The organism is Ochrobactrum sp. PL_is501, assembly GCF_055816895.1.
Genome location: NZ_JBVPGR010000035.1, coordinates 138,224 through 161,981 on the forward strand (window position 1 = coordinate 138,224; position 23,758 = coordinate 161,981).

Sequence of the window (23,758 nt, forward strand, 5' to 3'; positions counted from 1 at the left end):
CTTGCACTGTCTGTCTGCGGGAGAGCGCCAACCGGCCGCCGAAGGGGAAATCGCCCGAAATCTCTCAGGTACAAGGAACCGCAGACGGGTAAGGCAACTCTGGAAAGTCGGGGGAAACCCTGCGCCGAAGGTGTAAGTATGGCTTTATATATAGCCATGCGAGTCTCTCAGGCCTGAGACAGAGGGGCACGAAGCAACCGCATTTTGCGGAGGCACACGTGCGACTCTGGAGTTGTTATGGGCGATACCGCACATCTGAAGACCCTGCCTTTGCAGGACATGCATGAAAAGGCTGGCGCGCGCTTTGGCGGCTTTGCTGGCTGGAACATGCCGATCACCTATCCGCTGGGCGTCATGAAGGAACATCTTCATACACGTGAACATGTCGGGCTTTTCGACATTTCTCATATGAAGCTGATCGAAGTTTCGGGCGCAGATGCCGCCGCACTTCTGGCCGAGACTTGCCCGCTCGATCCGACGATCCTGAAGACGGGTCAGTCGAAATATACTTTCTTCCTCAATGATAATGGCGGCGTGCTGGACGATTTGATCGTCACGCGTCTTGGTGAAGACCGCTTCATGGTCGTCGCCAATGCGGGCAATGCCGATGCCGATATCGAACATTTGAATGAAGCCGCGTCGGGCAAGGACGTGAAGGTCAATCCTCTCGACCGTGTTTTCCTCGCATTGCAAGGACCAGAAGCCGAAGCAGTCGTCACCGAAGCGGGGCTGCCGGGCGCAGATCTTGCCTTCATGAACGGTTTTGAGCCGAAGCAGGGCTGGTTCATGACCCGTTCGGGATATACCGGCGAAGACGGTTTCGAGATCGGCCTGCCTGCCGAAGAGGCGCGCGCGCTGGCCGAAAAGCTTCTTGCCGATGAACGCGTCGAATGGATCGGTCTTGCCGCCCGCGATTCCTTGCGCCTTGAAGCTGGACTTTGCCTCCACGGCCAGGACATTACCCCGGAGACAGACCCCGTTTCGGCTGGTCTTACCTGGGCGATCACCAAGCCTGTGCGCGAAAAGGCGGCGTTCAACGGTGCAAAGGCCGTCCTGGATGCAATCGCCAAGGGCGCATCTGCCAAGCGCGTTGGCCTGAAGCCGGAAGGCCGCCAGCCAGTCCGCGCAGGCGCTGACCTTTTTGATGAATCCGGTCGCCAGATCGGCACCGTTACTTCGGGTGGTTTTGGTCCATCGGCAGGTTTTCCTGTCGCGATGGGCTATGTCGAGGCAAGCCTCGCTGCCCCCGGCACACGCGTTTTCGCTGACGTTCGCGGCAACAAGGTTCCCGTTGACGTTTCGGCGCTTCCCTTCACACCGCATCGCTATCGCAAAGGATGATTTCCATGGCCAATATCCTGTTCACCGAAGATCACGAGTGGATCAGCGTCGAAAACGGCGTCGCCACTGTCGGCATTACGATCCACGCACAGGAACAACTGGGTGACCTCGTTTTCGTTGAGCTGCCGGATGTCGGCCGCACGGCAACCAAGGGCGAGGGCATTGTGGTTGTGGAATCGGTCAAGGCCGCTTCCGACGTTTATGCGCCGGTCGACGGCGAAGTGGTTGAAGTCAACGAAGCCGTCGCAAGCGATCCGGCTCTTATCAATCAGGCTGCGGAAGGCGAGGGCTGGCTGTTCAAGCTGAAGCTTTCCGATGAAAGCCAGCTTTCCGGTCTCCTCGACAAGGCCGGTTACGACAAACTGGTAGGATAACGCGATGACCCAGCAGGTTCTTCCCTTCGTTGCCCGTCATATCGGGCCAAGACTGGAAGACGAGCGCGCAATGCTTGCAGCGCTCGGCCTTCCTTCCATGGAAACCCTCATCACGCAGGCGGTTCCGGCATCTATTCGCCTCAACCGTGCGCTTGATCTGCCAGCGCCGCTTAGCGAATCCGAAGCGCTTGCCGAACTGAACGCCATCATGGGCCGCAATGTGGTGAAGAAGAGCTTCATCGGCGCGGGCTATCATGGTGTGCACACGCCGCCGGTCATCCAGCGCAACCTGTTTGAAAATCCGGCCTGGTACACGGCCTATACGCCGTACCAGTCGGAAATCAGCCAGGGCCGCCTTGAGCTTCTGTTCCATTTCCAGACGCTGGTTGCGGAGCTGACCGGCCTGCCGGTTGCCTGCGCCTCGCTGCTTGACGAAGCAACTGCCGTTGCCGAAGCGATCGGTGTTGCCTGCCGCCATCATCGCGACAAGCGCAGCCGCATCCTGCTGGCGGGTGAACTGCATCCGCAGACGGTCGACGTGGTGAATACCCGCGCCGAACCGCTCGGTTGGGAAATCGCCACCGGCAGCGATATTGACGACAACACCGCGGCAATCGTGGTGCCGTGGCCGGATACGCGCGGCGTCTACGGCGACTTCAGCAAGGTCATCGCCGATGCCAAGGCCAAGGGTGCACTGGTTATCGCCGTTGCCGATCCGCTGGCGCTGACCATCATGGAAGCTCCAGCAAGCTGGGGTGCCGACATGGCCGTTGGATCCATGCAGCGTTACGGCGTGCCGATGGGTTTTGGTGGTCCACACGCAGCATATCTGGCTGTGTCTGAACCGCTGACCCGCATCATTCCGGGCCGCATCGTTGGCCAGTCGGTTGATGCGCATGGTCGTGCGGCCTATCGTCTGGCGCTCCAGACCCGCGAACAGCATATCCGTCGCGACAAGGCGACGTCGAACATCTGCACTGCGCAGGCGCTGCTCGCCAATATGGCAGCATCCTACGCCATCTGGCATGGCCCGGCTGGCTTGCAGGCGATTGCAACGCGTGTTGCTGGCCTTGCTTCGCGCTTCGCCGCTGGCCTCAAGGCTGCTGGCGTCGAGATCGCAGGCGATAGCCTGTTCGATACGGTTACGATCAAGGTCGCCGGCAAGGCTGCGAAGATCGCCGACGAGGCCGACAAGGGCGGACGTCTGCTTCGCATCATCGACGCCGATACGGTTGGCGTCACCTTTGATGAAACCTCAACCGAGGAAGATCTCGCAGCGCTCGCCGTTCTGTTCGGCGCGAAGGCAGTCGAAGGCGACACGGCTCTCGTTCCGGGCAAGGGGCGCGGTGAAGGCTTCCTGACGCAGGATGTGTTCCATTCGCATCGTTCCGAAACCGAGATGATGCGCTTCCTGCGTCGTCTGGCCGACAAGGACCTGGCGCTTGACCGCGCGATGATCCCGCTTGGCTCCTGCACGATGAAGCTCAACGCGGCGGCAGAAATGATGCCTGTGAGCTGGAACACGGTTGCAAATCTGCATCCGTTCGCGCCTGCGGCCCAGACCGAAGGCTATGCGAAAATGACGGCTGACGTCGAGGCTTGGCTTTGCGAAGTCACCGGCTTTGCTGGCGTTTCGCTACAGCCGAATGCAGGCAGCCAGGGTGAATATGCCGGTCTTCTGGCTATCCGCCACTATCACCAGTCGCGCGGCGAAGGTCATCGCAACATCTGCCTGATCCCGTCGTCTGCACATGGCACCAATCCGGCCAGCGCTTCGATGGCAGGCATGAGCGTTGTCGTGGTCAATTGCCGTCCGGATGGCGATATCGATATCGACGATCTGAAGGCCAAGGCCGAGAAGCATCGCGATAATCTCGCTGCTTTCATGATTACCTATCCGTCGACCTACGGCGTGTTTGAAGAAGGCATCAAGGCTTTCTGCGAAATCGTGCATGACAATGGCGGTCAGGTCTATTTCGACGGTGCAAACCTCAATGCACTCGTTGGCCTTGCTCGTCCTTGCGATATTGGTGCCGACGTCTGCCACATGAACCTGCACAAGACCTTCTGCATTCCGCATGGCGGCGGCGGTCCGGGTGTCGGTCCGATTGGTGTTGCCAAGCATCTGGTGCCGTACTTGCCCGGCCATGTGGATATCGGTTCCAAACATGCCGTTTCGGCTGCGCCGTTCGGTAGCGCATCTATTCTGGTCATCACGTGGATGTATATCCGCATGATGGGCGGTGCGGGTCTGAAGAAGGCTACCGAAGCCGCAATCCTCAACGCCAACTATATCGCGCATCGCCTGAAGGACGCTTATCCGATCCTTTATACCGGCGCGCATGATCGCGTGGCGCATGAGTGCATCGTGGATACGCGAGTTCTGAAAGACAGCGCTGGCATCACCGTGGAAGACGTGGCCAAGCGTCTTATCGACTATGGGTTCCATGCGCCGACCATGTCCTGGCCGGTTGCTGGTACGCTTATGATCGAGCCGACGGAGTCTGAACCGAAGTCGGAAATCGACCGTCTTTGCGATGCGATGATTGCAATTGCAGCCGAAGCGAAAAAGGTTGCCGATGGTGTCTGGCCTGCGGACGACAATCCGCTTGCCAATGCACCGCATACGGCAGGCGATACGCTGGCAACGGAATGGACGCATCCTTACACGCGTGAGGAGGCCGTATTCCCGGCAAGCGCGATCAATGGCGATTTCGATGCGACGGCAAAATATTGGCCGCCAGTCAGCCGTGTGGATAATGTCGGCGGCGATCGGAACTTGATCTGCTCCTGCCCGCCGGTCGCAGCCTACGGTTGATCGTGCTGGATTGTTTTGAAATCAGGGCGCCGCGGAAACGCGGCGCCTTTTCGTTTACGAAGAATGTTGGAGCATTTTCAGCAAAAGTGCGAAGCGGTTTTGCGTGGATGATGCGATAAAAACAAAAGGTTAGAGCGGTTCCGACGGTTCCAAGTTAAACCGGAACCAGTCCATCCAACTGAATTTTAGGCAAAAAAAGAGCCGGACTAGGAAGTCCGGCTAAGTTATGAAGGTGCCACTTGGGCAAACCTCCAGAGGGGAACACTTACCGCGCGCAATGGGAGGAGGCACAGCGGTAAGTGACTGTGATATGTATCACCTTGCTCCAATCTTCAACCCCTGAAACACGAAATTTTTGACCATTTCGGAAAATTCTGAAACTTTTTGAAATGTGGCCGTGTTTTGCAGTTTATTGGTCAATGTTTGTACTCCTCGGACGGGCCGAGCGTACTCCAGATCGAAACAATCTTTCGTTATAATGCAGGTGCTTGCGACTCGCTGTGGAGGATTGCGGCGTTCTCTAATTTGATTGGTTCGCAAAGCTCGCGGCGATGCGCTGCCAGCAACGCACGGGCGCGTTGGAAGTTCATATTTTCTCGCGATTTCAATAATGTATATGATCGTTTCTATGGGGGTAAGTTAATTCCGCCTGCGAACAGCACACTTATAAACTGCTGAATTGGTTAGAATAATTCTAAAACATTCCTGCTTTGGTCAACTTCATTTAACTTGCGGCGCTGACGGTGCGGATATAAAAGATGACCAAATGACGAAGGCTTCACGCCGGGGTTAAAGAGAAGCGACCAAGGGGCAGGCCGATTTCTCTGTCTTTTGGATAGTCGGAATGCTTGTACCTTTTCTCATCATGTTCCGCGAAGGCGTGGAAGCTGCGCTGATTGTCGGCATTATCGCCAGCTATCTTCATCAGACAGGCCGTAGTGCCTGGATGCCTGTCGTCTGGATCGGCATTCTGCTTGCTCTGGCCATGTCGCTGACGGTTGGCGCAATTCTGCAGCTGTTGAGTGCGGAATTCCCGCAGAAAGCGCAGGAGATGTTTGAGGCCATTATTGGCCTGATTGCCGTCTTTGTGCTGACCTCAATGGTTTTCTGGATGCGCAAGGCGGCCCGATCGATCAAGGCGGAGCTGCACCACTCCATCGATGCGGCTTTTCAGACCCCGACGCATAAAGGTCTCGGTCTTATTCTCATGGTTTTCTTCGCGGTGGCCCGCGAGGGGCTCGAATCCATCTTCTTTCTGCTGGCTGCCTTTCAGCAGAGCGAGGGACCGGCTGCGCCGATGGGCGCGCTTCTCGGCGTGTTGCTCGCGGCGGCGGTCGGCTACGGCATTTTTAAAGGCGGTTTGAAACTGAACCTCCGTCGCTTCTTTCGCTGGACCGGTGTCTTTATCCTGATCATCGCGGCGGGCATTCTTGCCAATTCTGTCATGGCGCTGCATGAGGCAGGTGTTTGGAACCACTTCCAGGCAGTCGTTTTCGATGCGAGCGACATTCTCCCGCTCGACAGCACGCTTGGCTCGGTTCTGGCGGGCATTTTTGGCTACATCGCAACACCGACCGTCAGTGAAGTCGTTGCCTATGTGGCGTTTCTCGTTCCGGCGCTCATTCTGTTCCTGATGCCAACAAGTGTCCCGGCCACAGCCAATCAGGCCAGACCAAGCGCACAATAAAAGAGATTTTCATGACGAATTCGAAGTCTGCTGAACCCATGTCACGTAACCTGGTCCGCATCGGGCTGGCTCTCGCCGTGCTTCTGCTTTTTGCTGCGGGCGCTGCGTTCTTTTATGCATCCCGCGTGTCGGACAAGGCCCGCCATGCAGAAGTGGATGGCAAGGTACAAGTCGCAATCAATGCAAAAAGCTGCGAGCCGAATGAACTGACCGTTCCTGCCGGGCGTTCGGTGTTCGAAATCGTAAACAAGTCGGATCGCACCGTGGAATGGGAAATTCTTGACGGAGTGATGGTTCTTGAAGAACGTGAAAACATCGCGCCGGGCTTCAAACAGACAATCACTGCGAAGCTGGCACCGGGTGAATACCAGATTACCTGCGGGCTTCTGTCCAATCCTCGAGGCAAGTTGACCGTAACTGCGACCGCCGCCAGCGAAGCGGAGAAGGGCAAGCTTCCGCTTACTGCTTTCATCGGGGCGCTGGCTGAATATCAGATCTATCTCGCAACCGAAGTGGCTGAATTCCAGAAAGCAGTTGCGGCGCTTTCCGCAGCAATAAGGAGCGGAAATCTTGATGCCGCACAATCTGCCTATGGCCCTGCACGAGAAGCCTATGGACGTATTGCCCCTGTTTCGGAGGCCTTCTCTGATCTCGATACCGCTATCAATGCACGCGCGGATTATTTCGAAAAGCGGGAGCAGGACGCTGCTTTCGGCGGCCTGCATCGTATCGAATATGGGCTGTTCGAGCAGAAATCGGCAGATGATCTGGCCCCGGTTGCGGACAAGCTGGCCCAGCATGCGGGCGCGCTGAAGGAGCGTATTCGCGCTCTGCGTATTTCGCCGGATCGCATGCTGGCTGGCACCGCATCGGCGCTTAATCGTTTCGCCTCCACGGCGGGCGATACCGGCGAAGACCGTTATGCCCACACTGATCTGCACGCTTTTGTCGGGCTCGTTGAAGGCGCGGCCAAGACGGCAAATGTGTTGCGTCCTATCGTGGACAAGGTCGATACGAAGACTTTTGAAGGCATCGACAAGGAGCTCGCTGGAGTGAAAGCTCTCTTGAGCGCCAATGCCGAAGGCAATGGTTTCAAGGCCTACGACAATCTCTCGTCTGATGAAAAGGCGAAGATCAAGGAGGGCGCCGCTTCGCTCGCCGCCCAATTCTCTAAACTCCGCGATCAATTGGGAGTGAATTAGTGACCAAGAAATTTTTGAAAACAGATAATCCTGTTTCACCTTCACGCCGCGCATTGCTGCTCGGTGTTGGAGCAACAGGTGTTGCAGGCGTGCTTGCTCCACAGTCGGCACAAGCGCTTTCTTCCGACAATGTAACCAATGCGCCGGAAAGCGAAAAGCTGCACGAAAGCCAGTCTTTTTACGGGCAGCATCAGCCGGGCATTGTGACGCCACGCCCTGCGGCTGGTCTCGTTGCTTCTTTCGATGTGCTGGCGCGCGACCGCGCTGAACTTGAGCGCATGTTCAAGCTGCTCACCGAACGTGCGGAATTCTTGATGAAGGGCGGAAGGCCGCCGGTGTTGGATGCGAAATTTCCGCCATCGGATTCCGGTATTCTCGGCCCGGTCGTCACACCGGATAATCTCACTGTCACGGTCGCGCTCGGCTCGTCATTATTCGATGATCGTTTTGGCTTGAAGCCGTTGAAGCCGAAACTTCTACAACGCATGACGGGTTTTCCCAACGATGCCTTGCAAAAGGACATCTGCCATGGGGACCTTGTAATTCAGTTCTGCTCGAATACGCCGGATACGAATATCCATGCTTTGCGGGACATCATGAAGAACATGCCTGATCTTCTGATGGTGCGCTGGAAACAGGAAGGAAGCGTTCCGGTACAGCCTCCGCATTCACCCAAGGCAAAAGAAAGCGCCCGGAATTTCCTCGGCTTTCGCGACGGCTCCGCCAACCCGGATTCCTCCGATGAAGCGTTGATGAACCGTATTGTGTGGGTGGGGAAGCAAAATGCAGAGCCGGATTGGGCGACCAATGGCAGCTATATGGCCGTGCGGATCATTCGCAATTTCGTGGAGCGCTGGGACCGCACCCCGCTGCAGGAGCAGGAAGCGATTTTCGGGCGCCGCAAGGATAGCGGAGCGCCATTCGACGGAAAAACCGAGACCGACGTTCCCGATTACGCGAAAGACGCCGACGGCAAGGTCACGCCGCTCGACTCGCATATTCGTCTGGCAAATCCGCGCGATGCAAATGCTGATCAGCACCTCATTCTGCGTCGTCCGTTCAACTATTCCAACGGCGTCAGTAAATCGGGCCAACTTGATATGGGCCTCCTCTTCATCGCCTATCAGGCCGATCTGGAAAAGGGCTTCATCACGGTTCAGAACCGGCTCAACGGTGAGCCTCTGGAAGAATATCTGAAACCCATTGGGGGCGGGTATTTCTTCGCGCTGCCGGGTGTTCAAGATCACAAGGACTACTACGCGCGCGCACTTTTGGAGGCCAGCGGTCCGCAAAATGCCCGCGGGTGAGATCGCGACCAAATTTTATTAAACGCGTATTCCTCGGAATTCGCCGACATGGAGAGGCTAAACATGAAATATCGTCTGCCATTGCTTGCATCGGCTTGCGCCGTCGCAATTTCGCTTAGCTTCGGCGCAGCCAAGGCCGAAGTATCTCCGCTGGATCTTGTTCAGCCGATCGCTGACTATAAGATCTACGTGCAGGAAAACCTTGATATACTGGTAAAAGACACCAAGGCTTTCACGGATGCGGTCAAGGCAGGCGATCTGGAAAAGGCCAAGGAGCTTTATCCCTCCACTCGTGTCTCCTACGAGAAGATCGAACCAATCGCCGAACTCTTCGCTGATCTCGACGCTTCGATCGATAGCCGCGCTGACGACCATGAAAATGGCGAGAAGTCGGAAGATTTCACCGGATTTCATCGCATCGAGTATGGCTTGTTTGCGCAGAATTCAAGCGAAGGGCTCGCTCCGGTCGCCGACAAGCTCTACGCAGACGTGCTGGAACTCCAAAAGCGCGTAAAAGACCTTACCGTTCCGCCGGAAAAGGTAGTCGGCGGCGCTGCTGCCCTGCTGGAAGAAGTAGCCGCTACCAAGATTTCCGGTGAGGAAGATCGTTACAGCCATACGGACCTTTGGGATTTCAAGGCCAATGTGGATGGCGCTCAGAAGATCGTTGAGCTGTTCAAGCCTCTGCTGGAAAAGGAAAACCCGGACCTCGTGACGAAGGTGGAAGCCAACTTCAAGACGGTTGACGATATTCTCGCCAAGTACAAGAAGGGCGACGGTTACGAGTCCTATGACAAGCTTTCCGACGACGATCGCAAGGCGCTGGCTGGACCTGTGACTACGCTGGCAGAGGATTTATCCACTCTGCGCGGTACACTCGGCTTGAACTAAATAGATAAAATAAAATGGCGGGGTGAATCGCCATTTTTACTTCTGAATCACTGCGTAAAAAACAAATAGATAGAGCGGTTCCGACGATTCCGTTAAAACAGGAACTGCTCTAGCATGCAGACGACCAATATAAGAGCGATCATAACGCGCCTGGATAAACCCTGACCGGGCGGTTGTCCTTCACGGATTCCATCACCACGAAAGTCGATGTGCTTGCCACATTGGGCAGGCTCGAAATCTTTTCGCCCAGCACCTCGCGGTAGCGCCGGATGTTGGACGTTCGCACTTTCAGGAGATAGTCGAAAGAGCTTGCTATCATGTGGCACTCCTCGACTTCACGTATTTTGCGCACCGCCACATTGAACGCTTCAAGCGCCGCCTCGCGTGTGTCCGACAGCTTGACCGTCGTAAAGGCGATATGATCGAGACCGAGCTTTTCCGGGTCAATGGCCGCACGGAAGCCGACAATATAGCCTTCATCGACCAGTCTTTTCAGTCTGGCCTGGCACGGTGTCTTGGAGAGCCCGACTTTTTTCGAGAGCTCCGTGACTGGAATGCGCCCATCTTCACTCAAGACCTCCAGAATACGCCGATCGAATTGATCCAGATCGTCCACAGAGTCTATTTTTCGCATCCTTTTAGCCTTCTGATAGGTCTGTAATAAGATCATTTTTCCTTTATATGGAGCAAATGAAGGCAGAACGCAATTTGTACAAATGATAGTGTGCGCCCACATAAAGCAGAGCTAAACTGTGCACAGACGCTCTGGGCTGTTTTCATTTGCGAGCATAGCATCATGACCGACACCATACCCGCTCCCACCAATCCGGTTTTCCAGAATTTTGCGCCGCCGATCCGCGAGCAAAATGCGCTAAGGCAGGCGATTACCGCCGCTTATCGTCGGCCCGAATCCGAATGCGTTTCCGCATTGGTGGCACAGGCAACCTTGCCGGAAGAAACAGTCAAGCAAATCCGTGCTACCGCCCGCAAGCTGATCGAAACGCTGCGCGCCAAGCACAAGGGCACCGGCGTCGAAGGTCTGGTGCATGAATATTCGCTGTCGAGCCAGGAAGGCGTGGCGCTGATGTGCCTTGCCGAAGCTCTGCTGCGCATTCCCGACATGGCGACACGCGACGCGCTGATCCGCGACAAGATTTCGAATGGCGACTGGAAGTCCCACATCGGCGGAGGGCGTTCGCTTTTCGTCAATGCTGCGACCTGGGGCCTTGTCGTCACCGGCAAGCTGACGAATACGGTCAATGATCGTGGCCTGTCGGCAGCTCTCACTCGCCTCATCGCCCGTTGCGGTGAACCAGTCATTCGTCGCGGCGTGGACATGGCCATGCGCATGATGGGCGAACAGTTCGTCACCGGCGAAACCATCGAAGAAGCATTGAAACGCGCTAAGCCGCTGGAAGAACGCGGCTTCCGCTATTCCTACGACATGCTGGGTGAGGCCGCGACGACTGCCGCCGACGCCGAGCGCTATTACAGGGATTACGAGACCGCAATCCACGCCATAGGCCGTGCATCGGCTGGCCGTGGCATTTATGACGGTCCCGGCATTTCCATCAAGCTGTCCGCTCTGCACCCGCGTTATGTCCGCTCCCAGAGCGAGCGCGTGATGGGCGAACTTCTGCCTAAGGTGAAGGCGCTCGCTGCCATCGCCAAGTCCTATAATATAGGCCTTAATATCGATGCCGAAGAAGCTGACCGTCTGGAACTGTCGCTTGACCTGTTGCAGAGCCTGATCGAAGACCCGGAACTGGCAGATTGGGAAGGCATCGGCTTCGTGGTGCAGGCCTATGGCAAGCGTTGCCCGTTCGTGCTCGATTTCATCATCGATCTGGCGCGACAGAACAAGCGCCGCGTCATGGTTCGTCTGGTCAAGGGCGCTTATTGGGACGCCGAGATCAAACGTGCTCAGGTGGATGGGCTGGAAGATTTCCCGGTTTATACCCGCAAGGTGCATACCGATGTTTCCTACATCGCCTGTGCCCGCAAGCTCCTTGCCGCGACCGATGCCGTTTTCCCGCAGTTTGCAACCCACAATGCGCAGACGTTGGCCACCATCTATCATCTGGCTGGCCCGGATTTCAAAACCGGCAAGTTCGAGTTCCAGTGCCTGCATGGCATGGGTGAGCCGCTTTATGATGAAGTTGTCGGCGCTGACAAGCTTGGCCGTCCGGCTCGCATTTACGCGCCAGTCGGCACACACGAGACGCTGCTGGCGTATCTGGTTCGCCGCCTTCTGGAAAACGGCGCGAATTCCTCCTTCGTCAACCGCATCGGCGATGCAAGTGTTTCCGTCAATGAGCTGATCGCCGATCCGGTTGAGGTCGTTCGCTCCATGGCTGTTATCGGCGCACGCCACGACCAGATTGCTCTGCCGGAAAATCTCTATGGCGTTCGTAGGAATTCCGATGGTTTTGACCTGTCAAACGAGACCACGCTGGCGGAACTGAGCAAAACTCTGGAAGACAGCACCAATCGTGCATGGACGTCGGAGCCGCAAGTTGCTGGCGCCAAGGTGAAGGGAACCAGCCGTCCTGTTCTCAATCCAGGTGATCGTAACGATGTTGTCGGCACGGTGACTGAGATCGCCGAAGCAGACGTAGCCAAAGCCATGAAGTCGGCAAAGAAGGCGACGGCAAGCTGGTCGGCGGTAGCGCCTGCTGAACGTGCGGCCTGTCTTGAACGCGCAGCCGACATTATGCAGCGTGATATGCCAGTTCTGCTTGGTCTCATCATGCGCGAAGCCGGCAAATCCATGCCAAACGCGATCGCCGAAGTGCGCGAAGCCATCGACTTCCTGCGCTATTATGCCGAACAGGCCCGCCGCACCTTGGGCGTTGCCCATAAGGCGCTGGGGCCAATTGTCTGCATCAGCCCGTGGAATTTCCCGCTGGCGATCTTCACTGGCCAGATTGCTGCCGCTCTCGTCGCGGGCAATCCGGTTCTGGCGAAGCCCGCCGAAGAAACTCCGCTCATTGCAGCACAGGGCGTCCGTATCTTGCATGAGGCTGGCATTCCGGCTGATGCGCTCCAGCTTCTGCCGGGTGATGGCCGTATCGGGGCAGCACTGGTTGCTGCTGAAGAAACATGCGGTGTGATGTTCACGGGTTCGACGGAAGTAGCGCGTCTCATTCAGGCGCAGCTGGCATCCCGCTTGCTGCCAAATGGCAAGCCGATCCCGCTGATTGCCGAAACCGGCGGTCAGAACGCCATGATCGTGGATTCATCTGCCTTGGCGGAGCAGGTTGTCTTCGACGTGATTGCATCCGCATTCGACAGCGCTGGTCAGCGTTGTTCGGCGCTGCGCGTTCTCTGCCTGCAGGAAGACGTGGCTGACCGCATCCTCACCATGCTCAAAGGCGCATTGAAGGAACTCTCCATCGGCCGCACCGACAGGCTGAAGGTCGATATTGGCCCGGTTATTACTGATGAAGCCAAAAACATCATCGAAAAACATGTTCAGGGCATGCGCGACCTTAGCCGCAAGGTGGAACAGCTTCCGCTCGGACCCGAAACCGAGAAGGGCACTTTCGTCGCGCCGACCATCATTGAGATCAACTCACTTCGCGATCTGAAGCGGGAAGTCTTTGGTCCGGTTTTGCATGTCGTGCGTTACAAGCGCGATGACATGGAGCGTCTGATCGACGACATCAACGCAACTGGTTACGGGCTTACTTTTGGTCTGCATACCCGCCTTGACGAAACCATCGCAAATGTCGCGGATCGTATCCGTGTCGGGAACATCTATATCAACCGGAATGTCATTGGCGCGATTGTCGGCGTGCAGCCTTTCGGCGGGCGCGGCCTGTCTGGCACCGGCCCGAAGGCGGGTGGCCCGCTCTATCTCGGACGCCTCGTGGAAACGGCGCCGATCCCGCCGCGTCATAGTTCGGTTCACACCGATCCGGCGCTCAAGGATTTTGCCAAATGGCTTGGCCAGCGTGGCATGAACGATCTTGCTCAAGCTGCACGCGACACCGGTGGCGCTTCGGCTCTCGGTCTTGATCTTGAACTGCCGGGGCCGGTCGGTGAGCGCAATCTTTATGCGTTGCATCCACGCGGAAATATCCTGCTGGTTCCGCAGACGGAAACAGGACTTTATCGCCAGATGACTGCGGCACTCGCTACGGGCAATACCGCCTGTATTGACGAGACTTCGGGCTTGCGGAATGTTCTGAAAGATATTCCGGCTTCTGTGGCTGCGCGCACGATCTGGACCAATAACTGGGAATCCGATGCACCATTTGCCGGTGCGCTTGTTGAAGGCGACTCTGAACGCATCGTGGAGATCAACAAGAAGATCGCAACGCTTCCGGGACCATTGGTTCTGACGCAAGCGGCTTCCTCGGAAGAACTGGCAAACAACCCGGACACCTATTGCCTTAATTGGCTTCTGGAAGAAGTTTCAACTTCTATTAATACGACCGCTGCCGGCGGAAATGCCAGCCTGATGGCAATTGGCTGATCGCATAGGCATCGGAAAGAGCAGAAAGGCGGCTTCGGTCGCCTTTTTCTTTTGCCTGTAAAAATTTGCATGGCTGTGCAAACGATGGCTCAAAACAGAATGATTGAATTATTTTTTATAATTTCAGAATAAAATTTACAAAGGCATTGACAGGCTTTCATAAAAGGCAAAGACTGTGCACACGCTTGCAAAAGCGTCGGCGTGGAGGCGCCGTATAAAGGGAGGAAAACAATGCGTTCGGCATTTCTGGTTGCGGCGCTGTCCGCTGGCGTATCTTCATTTGCTTTTTCTGCGCAGGCCGCAGGCAATCTCAATCTCATTTGTTCTGCGGATGTGGTTATCTGCGAGCAGATGAAGAACATGTTCGAGAAGGATACCGGCATCAAGGTCAACATGGTGCGGCTTTCTTCCGGCGAAACTTATGCCAAGGTAAGGGCGGAAGCGCGTAATCCAAAGACCGATATCTGGTGGGCTGGCACCGGCGATCCACATCTACAGGCTGCGGCTGAGGGACTTACGCTCGAATATAAATCGCCCATGCTCGACCAGTTGAATGATTGGGCCAAAAAGCAGGCCGAAAGCTCCGGATTCCGCACGGTTGGTGTTTATGCCGGTGCGCTTGGTTGGGGTTACAACACTGATATTCTGGCCAAGAAAAACCTGAAAGAGCCGAAATGCTGGGCCGATCTTCTGGACCCTTCCTATAAGGGCGAAATCCAGATGGCCAACCCGAATTCTTCGGGCACGGCCTATACGGCGCTGGCTACGCTGGTGCAGATCATGGGCGAAGATAAGGCCTATGAATATCTGAAGAAGCTCAACGAGAATGTATCGCAATACACCAAATCCGGCTCGGCTCCGGTCAAATCCGCCGCGCGCGGCGAAACCGGGATCGGGATCGTCTTTATGCATGATGCGGTGTCGATGACGGCGGAAGGCTTCCCGGTCAAGTCGGTTGCTCCATGTGAAGGCACGGGTTACGAGATCGGCTCCATGTCGATCGTTAAGGGCGCCAAGAATCTCGAAAATGCCAAGAAGTGGTACGACTGGGCGCTGACCGCAGAAGTGCAGTCGCATATGAAGGATGCGAAGTCCTTCCAGTTGCCGTCGAACAAATCGGCCGAGGTTCCAAAGGAATCCCCGCGCTTCGAAGATATCAAGCTGATCGATTATGACTTCAAGACCTATGGCGAACCAGCCAAGCGCAAGGAATTGCTTGAGCGCTGGGACAAGGAGATCGGCGCGCACGCCAACTGATCTTTCTACGGCCTGAAATCCGGGTGCGCCGCTCCTGTTATGCGTCGCACCTGTTCCGAATGGCGGAGCAGAGTAGCGGTACTCCCGAAATAAGCTGGAGCCGGAGCTTGTAGCCATTCCTTGGAAATCCCCGATCTGGAGGGACGCGGACATCCATGAAACAGCATAATCGCAGACTGGATATCGTTCTGGCACTTGCGCTTGCGGCATTTGTCTTGTTGCCGTGGTATCGCGTGGAGGACGGTTTTCTGAGTTTCGGCTGGCTGGACGGAATGTTCGGCGATGGGGCAACTGCACCCGGCCTGTGGCAGATATTCTTTTTCGGACGCCCGTGGCTGGGGGCTGTCGCTGTATTCATGTTGGTCTGTGCTGCTTCCCGCTTTTTGCTCCCGGTTGAACGTCGCAGTGGGGCCATGATCTGCGCGAGCCTTCTCGGCTTGCTTTTTTTGAGCCTGCAAGGATTGGCCATCGGATTCTCGGGCTGGAACTGGGCGATTAGTGAGAAACTGTTTGGCGCACTTGCCGATGGTCAGCCAGCCTTTGGGGCAGGGGCGATACTGACGGGGCTTTGTTTCCTGCTCATTTTTGCGTTTGGTGTCGCGGAACGCGGCGTGATGAAAGGAGACGCTTTTGTTGTCTCGTCCATTACTCTGCTTGTCGCACTGGTGGCTGTATTTGTCTTCTATCCTGTTCTCAGCATGTTTGTCGGGTCGGTGCAGGATTTCGACGGCTCGTTCAAGCCAGATGGTTTCATAGGTAATATCCAGGATTCTTCGATCTGGAGCCTGACCTGTGTTGTCGGTGAAGGACGGTGTGGCGTTGCGTGGCGCACATTGTGGCTGGCGCTGATGACCGCGACGGGATCGACTGTGTTGGGGCTTGCCTTTGCCCTTGTCGCAACCCGCACAGGTTTCCCTTTCAAGAAAGGCCTCCGACTTCTTACCATATTGCCGATTATCACACCGCCTTTCGTTGTCGGCCTTGCATTGACTTTGCTTTTTGGTCGCGCAGGTGTGGTGACGGAGCAGATTTCCAATATATTCGGCGTAGAACCGGGACGGTGGCTCTATGGGCTGACGGGCATATGGATCGCACAGGTCCTGTCTTTCACACCGATTTCCTTCCTCGTGCTTATCGGCGTTGTGGAAGGCGTTTCACCCTCGATGGAAGAGGCATCGCAAACTTTGCGCGCCGATCGCTGGCGGACTTTTCGCAGGGTTTCTCTGCCACTGATGGCGCCAGGCCTTGCCAATGCGTTTCTCATCGCTTTCATTGAAAGCATGGCGGATTTCGGCAATCCGATGGTGCTCGGAGGCAGCAGTGGTGTGCTTTCGACTGAAATATTCTTTGCCGTGGTGGGCGCGCAGAACGATCCTTCCCGTGCGGCGGTTCTCGCTATCGTGCTGCTCTGTTTCACACTGACCGCATTTCTTATCCAGCGCGTATGGCTCTCGGGCAAAAATTTTGCGACGGTGACCGGCAAGGGCGATTCCGGCATGCATGCCGGGCTGCCAAAAGGGTTGAAGATCGGTGTTTATGCCCTTGTCATCCCGTGGATGATTTTCACTATCGTTGTTTATGCGATGATCCTTATTGGCGGTTTCGTACGGCAGTGGGGGCTCGACAATACACTGACGGTTGAGCATTACGCGCGTGCATTCTCCGTCAACTGGACCGAAAACGGTATCGCATGGACCGGCGTGGCATGGAACTCGTTCTGGACAACCATGGAAATTTCGCTGCTCTCGGCGCCGCTGACTGCGGCGGTGGGTTTGCTGACAGCTTATCTGATTGTTCGCCAGCGTTTCGTCGGGCGTAATGTCTTCGAATTTGCCCTGATGTTGAGCTTCGCCATTCCTGGAACCGTCATCGGTGTCAGCTATATCATGGCGTTCAACCTGCCACCGCTTGAAATGACAGGCACGGCGCTGGTCCTGATCGCATGTTTTGTGTTTCGCAACATGCCGGTGGGCGTGCGGGGCGGGATTGCAGCCATGAGCCAGCTCGACAAAAGCCTTGATGAAGCTTCCCTGACGTTGCGGGCGAACAGTTTCCGCACAATCCGCAAGGTCATTCTTCCGTTGCTGCGTCCGGCGATCACGGCAGCGCTGGTTTATTCCTTTGTGCGCGCCATCACGTCCATCAGCGCGGTGATTTTCCTTGTGTCAGCACAGTACAACATGGCGACGTCCTATATCGTCGGTCTGGTCGAAAACGGTGAGTTCGGCGTGGCGATTGCATATTCATCGATGCTGATTGTCGTGATGATCGTCGTCATTACAGGCTTCCAGCTTCTCGTGGGTGAACGCAAGCTCAGGCGCGAAAACCGTGTCGCTGCTGCCGCGCCCATCAAAACTGTTCGTCAGGAGAAAACCGCATGACTGCGATCCGTCCCGGCTCCGTTACATTTGAGAATGTCACCAAGAAATTCGGTAATTTCACCGCCTTGCCCGATCTGTCACTGACCGTTGAGCCGGGAACGCTGGTGACGCTCCTTGGGCCATCCGGTTGCGGCAAGACGACAACCTTGCGGTTGCTGGCCGGGCTCGAACATCCTACGTCTGGCCGTATCCTGATTGGCGGCAAGGATGTGACCAATCTGCCGGCCAATGAGCGTGATGTGTCTATGGTTTTCCAGTCCTACGCGCTCTTTCCGCATATGAGTTCGCTGGACAACGTGGCCTATGGGTTGGAATCCTCCGGCTTGAAGAAGGCCGAAGCGCGCGAACGTGCAGAAGAAGGGCTGAAGCTCGTCGGTCTTGCAGGAATGGGGCACCGCCTGCCGGCGGAATTGTCGGGCGGCCAGCAGCAGCGCGTCGCTGTAGCCCGAGCCCTTGTGCTGGAGCCACAGGTTTTGCTTCTGGATGAGCCACTCTCAAATCTCGACGCTCGCTTGCGTCGTCGGGTGCGTACTGAAATTCGCGAGTTGCAGCAACGGCTCGGTTTTACGGCCGTCTATGTGACGCATGATCAGGACGAGGCGCTGGCCGTCTCCGACACAATCATCGTCATGAAGGAAGGCAATATCGCACAGAAGGGAAGTCCCCGTGATCTCTATGAGGCACCCGCATCAGCTTTTATCGCGGATTTCATGGGAGAAGCGAATGTCGTTCCATGTGAGGTGATGACAGCGGACGGCGCCGAGGCCGTTATTCGTGTCGGCGGTCTGACCCACAGGATTGCCGCACGCAATGCCAGACCCGGACCGACGCAGCTTGCAATTCGTCCCAACGCTGTGACGCTGCGACCAAAAACCAATGGCGGTTTCCCCGGACGTGTTGCACATTCAGCCTATCTCGGAGATCATATCGAGTATGAAATCGAGACCGAACACGGCAAGCTTTTCATTGTCGATCCAGCTGTCGAAGAGGCACTGCCACCACAAACCGACGTCTCCATTGAGTTCAAAACCCGCGGCCTTGCCATAATCAATCAATAGGCGCAGAAGCGTCGTGCCGTTACCAACTCTTACCGGAAAATCATCATGACTTCTCATCCCCGACAGGAACTGGAAGCGCGGCTGGCGCTGGCCGAAAAGATCGCGCGCGAGGCGGGCGCCAAAGCGCTCGACTATTTCAATCAGCGTGAAACGCTGGTTGTCGAAACCAAGCGCGATCCGCAGGATGTGGTATCGATTGCCGACAGGGACGTCGAGCAGCTTATCCGCGCTCGCGTGTCGGAAACGTTTCCTCAAGACGGTTTTCTGGGAGAGGAATACGGGCTGAACGAAGGCACGTCAGGTTACACCTGGGTCGTTGATCCCATTGATGGCACCAGTCCTTTCGTCAACGGCATGCCGAATTGGTGCGTTTCCATTGCCGTTCTGAAAGAAGGCGAGCCCGTCATCGGCGTAATCCAGGCCCCGTGTTTTGACGAGCTCTACGCTTCAGCCAAAGGTCTGGGCGCTACACTTGATGGAAAGAAGCTGGTTCTCGATCCGAGCCGCACGATCCGCAATTCGGTGACGGGTATCGGTGCCAACAACTATGTTACGCCGCAAGTCGTGGCAAAAATCGTGGAAGACCTGCTTGAGGCGGGCGGAACCTTTATTCGCAATGGTTCCGGTGCGCTGATGATTGCTTACGTCGCAGCGGGCAGGCTCGTCGGATATTATGAGCCTTATATGCATGCCTGGGATTGCATGGCGGGCTTTTGTCTCGTGCGCGAGGCGGGCGGTTATGCGCATCCTTTTCCTGTCGACGGAGAAAAACTCACCAAGGGTAACAAGGTCTTCGTGGCAGCGCCTGGTGCGATCGATGATCTCAAGAAAGTGGCCCGTCTATAGGAGGCGATCTCTTCGGAATTTTACTCCCATCCATATTCTGAATAGAGTTCGCCTCGGGCGGAGCAGAGGAGTGCTTGCCGAACGTACGGAATGGTAGTCTCTGGCAGATTGTCCAGAGTTCTCCATTCCAGATCGGCATGCTTGTCAGGTTCACATAGGGTAGGTGTGCCGATCCATTCTTCAGCGCGGAAGAAATGGCCGAGCCACTGGTTGCCAGCAGTCAAGCTATGCAGTGTATGGACGGGTTGCAGGGTTTCTGGCGCTATAGTTATGCCGATCTCTTCGTACGCTTCGCGTGCCGCTGCAAAGCGTATTGTTTCGCCTGCTTCCAGTCCTCCGGCTGGAATGCTGAACGAACCGTCCATCCAACCAGTTGTTTTTCGCCGCAACATGCAGATTTCTGGTCCACGTGTCAGAATGATAAAAACCGCAGACGAAAGCTGAAAGCGCACCCGCTCGTTCAATTGGTTCTCCCCCCAGTAAAATCGGCAAGCCCTCTACAGACCTGCCGACAAGTTGCTCCGAACTCAGGTCAGGCTGGCTCAGGGATTGTCGCGTTTGAAAATCCAGTCGTGATCGGGGTGGTTCTTAAACCGCCATTTGCGCAACGGACCGGCCATCACGTTGAGATAATACATCTCATAGCCATAGGGAGCGCCACATGGATGGTGACCTTTTGGCACAAGAACGACATCTCCATCCGCGACCGCCATTGTTTCATCAAGGCTTCCGTCCTCAGTGAAAACACGCTGGAAGCCAAAACCTTGGGCCGGATTGAGGCGGTGATAATAGGTCTCTTCCAGATAGGTCATATCCGGAAAATTGTCTTCGTCATGTCTGTGGGGCGGATAGGATGACCAGTTACCCTGAGGGGTGAAGACCTCGGTAACAAGAAGGCTGTCGGCAACATCGCGGCCTTCCATTGCTATATTATGGATGAAACGGGTGTTAGCGCCTGTTCCGCGTTGTTCCAGTGACAGGCCTTTCGGTCCAAGCTTCTGTGCCTTGCGGCCCGGCTTACCTGGCGCGGTACATACGGCCAGGACACAATCTGTTGTGGCGGTCGCATGCCAGTCGCTTTCAGCAGGCACATAGAGGCAGTGTGGCGGCAGTTTATCGAACACATTCATGCGTTCGCCCATCTCACCGAAATCCTCGCCGGAAGCCGAAATCTTCGCCTTGCCTTCCACAAGAACGAGGATTACCTCGGTCGAGCCTGTCTTTTCCGAAGCGCTTTCACCAGCCTTCAGGCGATAAAGTCCGAACCCGACATAGCCCCATTCGGCGCTTTCCGGGCTAATGTCGTGAACCTTGCCATGCGCGCCATTGGGCTTGCGCAACAGATGGGCCATGTCTCAGTCTCCTTTATCGAGTCCTGCTTCGCGTGCAAATGACTTCAGCGATTTCAACCCAAGTGACTGATATTGATATGGATTACGAACATCTGGATCTTGCTCGGCTTCGATCACCAGCCAACCTTGATAACCACTTTCAGCGGCAACTTTCAGCACGGGCACGAAGTCTACGCCGCCTTCCTTATCGCCCGGAACGGTAAAGACACCGCGACGGACACCTTCCAGAAACGACAGGCTTTGGTCGCGTACTTCGGCGGCTATCGCCGGGCGAACGTTCTTGGCATGGATATGCCCGACGCGATCCATATGCTTTTTCGCGACCCGTTCCGGGTCACCACCACCGAACAGGCAGTGGCCGGTATCGAGAAGAAGCTTTGTATGCGGTCCCGTATGATGCATCAGAAGATCAATCTCATCCTCGCTCTGCACCACCGTTCCCATGTGATGATGATAGACAAGAGCTATTCCTTGCTGGGCGGCATATTCAGCGAGTGCTTCTACGCCCGCGCCGAATTCTTCCCAGCGCGCTTCTTCCAGCACCGGACGCTCGGATAGCGGTTTGTCGTTGTCGCCGTGAATGGCGTTCGAGGTTTCGCAAACGATGATGACCTTCGAGCCCATTGCCTTCAGAAGATCGAGCGCTGGCTGCATCGCCTTCTTTTCATCTTCCACCGAATTCACCAGCAGGTTGAGCGAATGCCAGCCCGACACATAGCGAAGATTTCGAGGTTCGAGCACTGCTTTGAGCGCAGACGGTTCCTGCGGAAATTTGTGACCTTTTTCGATCCCGTCAAAGCCGATTTCGGCGGTTTCATCGAGACATTGATCCAGTGTGATATGCGCGCCGAGGCTGCGATCATCGTCGTTCGACCAGGCAATAGGATTGGTGCCATAGAGGATCATCGGTCAGTTTCTTTCTTTGAGCTTGGCTTCATAATTTTTGCGCGCGGCGCGCACCTGCTCGCGCTCGGAGACTTCCGGCACTGCGACATCCCACCACCATCCACCCGTTTCTGGCGTTGAATAGGGGTCGGTATCGATAATGATGACGGTGGTGCGCACACTGTTGCGGGTTTCCGCCAAAGCTTCTTCAAGCTCGCGGATGGAGGCTACTTTCTTCGTATCTGCACCCATTGCCCCGGCGTGGGCAGCGAAATCGACGTGAGATGGGTTCACATGGCTCGAATGATCGAGCAGATTGTTGAACTCGGCGCCGCCGGTCGCCATTTGCAGCCGGTTGATGCAGCCGAAACCGCGATTGTCGGTAACAACGACCGTAATCTTCTGTCCCATCATGACGGCGGTGGCGAGTTCGGAATTGGCCATCATGTAAGATCCGTCGCCGACCATCACGATGACGTCCCGATCCGGTTCGGCCATCTTGATGCCAAGGCCGCCAGCGATTTCGTAGCCCATGCAGGAAAAGCCGTATTCCATGTGATAGGACATGGGGCGACCGGCCTTCCAGAGTTGATGCAATTCTCCGGGCATTGTGCCAGCCGCGCACATGACGACGGTGTTCTGTCGTGCCTGACGCTGCACCGCGCCGATCACCTGCATATCGGTTGCAAGCGCGTTGCCATCGCTGGGGGCAGCAGTAAACCGGTCTGCCGACGCAAACCATTTCTCTTTCAAAGCGGCATCCGCCGGCTGGCGTTTGTAGCTGCCGATCGCTTTTGAAAGAGCTTCGAGGCCAATCTTTGCATCGGCAACCAATGGCAGTGAATTGTGTTTGGTGCTGTCGTAGGGCTGGACATTGAGTGAAAGCAGCTTGCGTCCCGGATGCTTGAACAGCGCCCAGGATCCGGTGGTGAAGTCCTGAAAGCGGGTGCCAACGCCGATCACGAGATCAGCTTCTGCCGCGATAGCATTGGCGCTATCCGCTCCGGTCACGCCAACCGGGCCGAAGTTGAGCGGATGATCCCAAGGCAGGGCCGACTTACCCGCCTGCGTTTCGATCACCGGAATGCCGTGCGCTTCGGCAAAATTGCGCAACGCCTCGTGAGCACCGGAGTAATGAACCCCACCGCCTGCAACGATAACGGGCTTGAGCGCTGCCTTGATTGCCGCCGCTGCGGTATGCAGTTCATTTTCATCCGGCGGTGGGCGGCGCCAATGCCAGACTTTTGGTTCAAAGAACTCTTCCGGCCAGTCATAGGCTTCTGTCTGCACATCCTGACAAAAGGCAAGCGTGACCGGTCCGCAATCAGCGGGATCGGTCATGGTGCGGAAGGCGCGAGGCAGGGCGGTGAGAAGCTGTTCGGGCCGGGTGATCCTGTCGAAATAGCGGCTGACCGGACGAAAACAGTCATTCACGGTCATTGTGCCGTCGTTAAAGTCTTCGATCTGCTGCAAAACGGGATCAGGCCCACGATTGGCAAAGACATCGCCGGGGATGAGGAGAACTGGCAGGCGGTTTACATGGGCGAGGGCCGCTGCCGTGACCATATTTGTTGCGCCGGGGCCGATGGAGGAGGTGACAGCACAAGCGCGCTTGCGGCCAAGCTGCTTGGTGTAGGCAATTGCTGCGTGAGCCATGGTCTGTTCATTATGCCCGCGCCATGTGGGTAGTTTTTCGCGAATCCCATGGAGCGCCTCACCAAGCCCGGCCACATTGCCGTGGCCGAAAATTGCCCAAAAGCCTGCGATAAAAGTCTCGCCATCCGGCGTCATCTGGTTTGCGAGATAGCGCACCAATGCCTGCGCGGCGGTCAATCGAACGGTTTTCATAGCTCCTCCAGCTTCCTCCCGGCAGAACGAT

General features: G+C 56.2%; 17 protein-coding genes and 1 riboswitch. Of the genes, 12 read left to right on the plus strand and 5 right to left on the minus strand.

Going from position 1 to position 23,758, the window contains the following annotated elements:
- Positions 1-7 precede the first annotated feature (7 nt).
- Positions 8-91, plus strand: a riboswitch (glycine riboswitch).
- Between the two features lie 146 nt (positions 92-237).
- The 7 genes from gcvT to efeO (AC0TOF_RS11935) all read left to right on the plus strand — a co-directional run bounded on the left by gcvT (position 238) and on the right by efeO (AC0TOF_RS11935) (position 9,620).
- Entirely contained in the window at positions 238-1,341 is a 1,104-nt protein-coding gene (gcvT, locus tag AC0TOF_RS11905) for a glycine cleavage system aminomethyltransferase GcvT (protein WP_473768387.1), read from the plus strand.
- A gap of 5 nt (positions 1,342-1,346) precedes the next feature.
- On the plus strand, positions 1,347-1,715 hold the full coding sequence (gcvH, locus tag AC0TOF_RS11910; protein WP_006471988.1) for a glycine cleavage system protein GcvH: 369 nt from the start codon (positions 1,347-1,349) through the stop codon (positions 1,713-1,715).
- A 4-nt stretch (positions 1,716-1,719) separates the two neighbouring features.
- The gene (gcvP, locus tag AC0TOF_RS11915) at positions 1,720-4,533 is read left to right on the plus strand and encodes an aminomethyl-transferring glycine dehydrogenase (protein ID WP_473768388.1); all 2,814 of its coding nucleotides are present in this window, start codon (positions 1,720-1,722) and stop codon (positions 4,531-4,533) included.
- An 844-nt stretch (positions 4,534-5,377) separates the two neighbouring features.
- A complete protein-coding gene (gene efeU / locus AC0TOF_RS11920; RefSeq protein WP_473768389.1) occupies positions 5,378-6,220 on the plus strand; it encodes an iron uptake transporter permease EfeU in 843 nt (280 codons plus the stop codon).
- An 11-nt stretch (positions 6,221-6,231) separates the two neighbouring features.
- A complete protein-coding gene (gene efeO, locus AC0TOF_RS11925) occupies positions 6,232-7,422 on the plus strand; it encodes an iron uptake system protein EfeO (RefSeq protein WP_473768390.1) in 1,191 nt (396 codons plus the stop codon).
- The gene (efeB, locus tag AC0TOF_RS11930; RefSeq protein WP_473768391.1) at positions 7,422-8,729 is read left to right on the plus strand and encodes an iron uptake transporter deferrochelatase/peroxidase subunit; all 1,308 of its coding nucleotides are present in this window, start codon (positions 7,422-7,424) and stop codon (positions 8,727-8,729) included. The genes efeO (AC0TOF_RS11925) and efeB overlap by 1 nt, the downstream gene beginning before the upstream one ends.
- 63 nt (positions 8,730-8,792) lie before the next feature.
- Positions 8,793-9,620: an iron uptake system protein EfeO gene (gene efeO, locus AC0TOF_RS11935; protein WP_473768392.1), complete on the plus strand. Its 828-nt coding sequence runs from the start codon at positions 8,793-8,795 to the stop codon at positions 9,618-9,620.
- 139 nt (positions 9,621-9,759) lie between these two features.
- Here the strand turns inward: efeO (AC0TOF_RS11935) and AC0TOF_RS11940 are convergent, their stop codons facing one another.
- Positions 9,760-10,254, minus strand: a complete 495-nt coding sequence (locus tag AC0TOF_RS11940) for an Lrp/AsnC ligand binding domain-containing protein (RefSeq protein WP_122001921.1) — start codon at positions 10,252-10,254, stop codon at positions 9,760-9,762.
- Positions 10,255-10,416: 162 nt separating this feature from the next.
- Here AC0TOF_RS11940 and putA point away from each other — a divergent pair, with 162 nt between their 5' ends.
- The 5 genes from putA (at position 10,417) to AC0TOF_RS11965 (ending at position 19,642) form a co-directional block, all read left to right on the plus strand.
- Complete coding sequence (putA, locus tag AC0TOF_RS11945; RefSeq protein WP_473768393.1) at positions 10,417-14,100, plus strand: trifunctional transcriptional regulator/proline dehydrogenase/L-glutamate gamma-semialdehyde dehydrogenase; 3,684 nt, start codon at positions 10,417-10,419, stop codon at positions 14,098-14,100.
- A gap of 231 nt (positions 14,101-14,331) precedes the next feature.
- On the plus strand, positions 14,332-15,357 hold the full coding sequence (locus AC0TOF_RS11950) for an ABC transporter substrate-binding protein (protein WP_473768394.1): 1,026 nt from the start codon (positions 14,332-14,334) through the stop codon (positions 15,355-15,357).
- Between the two features lie 155 nt (positions 15,358-15,512).
- Positions 15,513-17,738: an ABC transporter permease gene (locus tag AC0TOF_RS11955; protein WP_473768395.1), complete on the plus strand. Its 2,226-nt coding sequence runs from the start codon at positions 15,513-15,515 to the stop codon at positions 17,736-17,738.
- Entirely contained in the window at positions 17,735-18,796 is a 1,062-nt protein-coding gene (locus tag AC0TOF_RS11960; protein ID WP_473768396.1) for an ABC transporter ATP-binding protein, read from the plus strand. The genes AC0TOF_RS11955 and AC0TOF_RS11960 overlap by 4 nt, the downstream gene beginning before the upstream one ends.
- Positions 18,797-18,841: 45 nt before the next feature.
- Positions 18,842-19,642: an inositol monophosphatase family protein gene (locus AC0TOF_RS11965; RefSeq protein ID WP_473768397.1), complete on the plus strand. Its 801-nt coding sequence runs from the start codon at positions 18,842-18,844 to the stop codon at positions 19,640-19,642.
- Positions 19,643-19,662: 20 nt separating this feature from the next.
- Here AC0TOF_RS11965 and AC0TOF_RS11970 read toward each other — a convergent pair whose 3' ends face one another.
- The 4 genes from AC0TOF_RS11970 to iolD form a co-directional block, all read right to left on the minus strand.
- Positions 19,663-20,106 (minus strand): NUDIX hydrolase, encoded by a 444-nt coding sequence (locus AC0TOF_RS11970; RefSeq protein WP_473768398.1) that lies wholly within the window; start codon positions 20,104-20,106, stop codon positions 19,663-19,665.
- 78 nt (positions 20,107-20,184) lie between these two features.
- On the minus strand, positions 20,185-20,994 hold the full coding sequence (gene iolB / locus AC0TOF_RS11975; protein ID WP_473768399.1) for a 5-deoxy-glucuronate isomerase: 810 nt from the start codon (positions 20,992-20,994) through the stop codon (positions 20,185-20,187).
- A 3-nt stretch (positions 20,995-20,997) separates the two neighbouring features.
- Positions 20,998-21,900 carry a myo-inosose-2 dehydratase gene (iolE, locus tag AC0TOF_RS11980; RefSeq protein WP_473768400.1) on the minus strand — a complete coding sequence of 301 codons (903 nt, stop codon included), beginning with the start codon at positions 21,898-21,900 and terminating at the stop codon, positions 20,998-21,000.
- Between the two features lie 3 nt (positions 21,901-21,903).
- Complete coding sequence (iolD, locus tag AC0TOF_RS11985; protein ID WP_473768401.1) at positions 21,904-23,727, minus strand: 3D-(3,5/4)-trihydroxycyclohexane-1,2-dione acylhydrolase (decyclizing); 1,824 nt, start codon at positions 23,725-23,727, stop codon at positions 21,904-21,906.
- Positions 23,728-23,758: the final 31 nt, after the last annotated feature.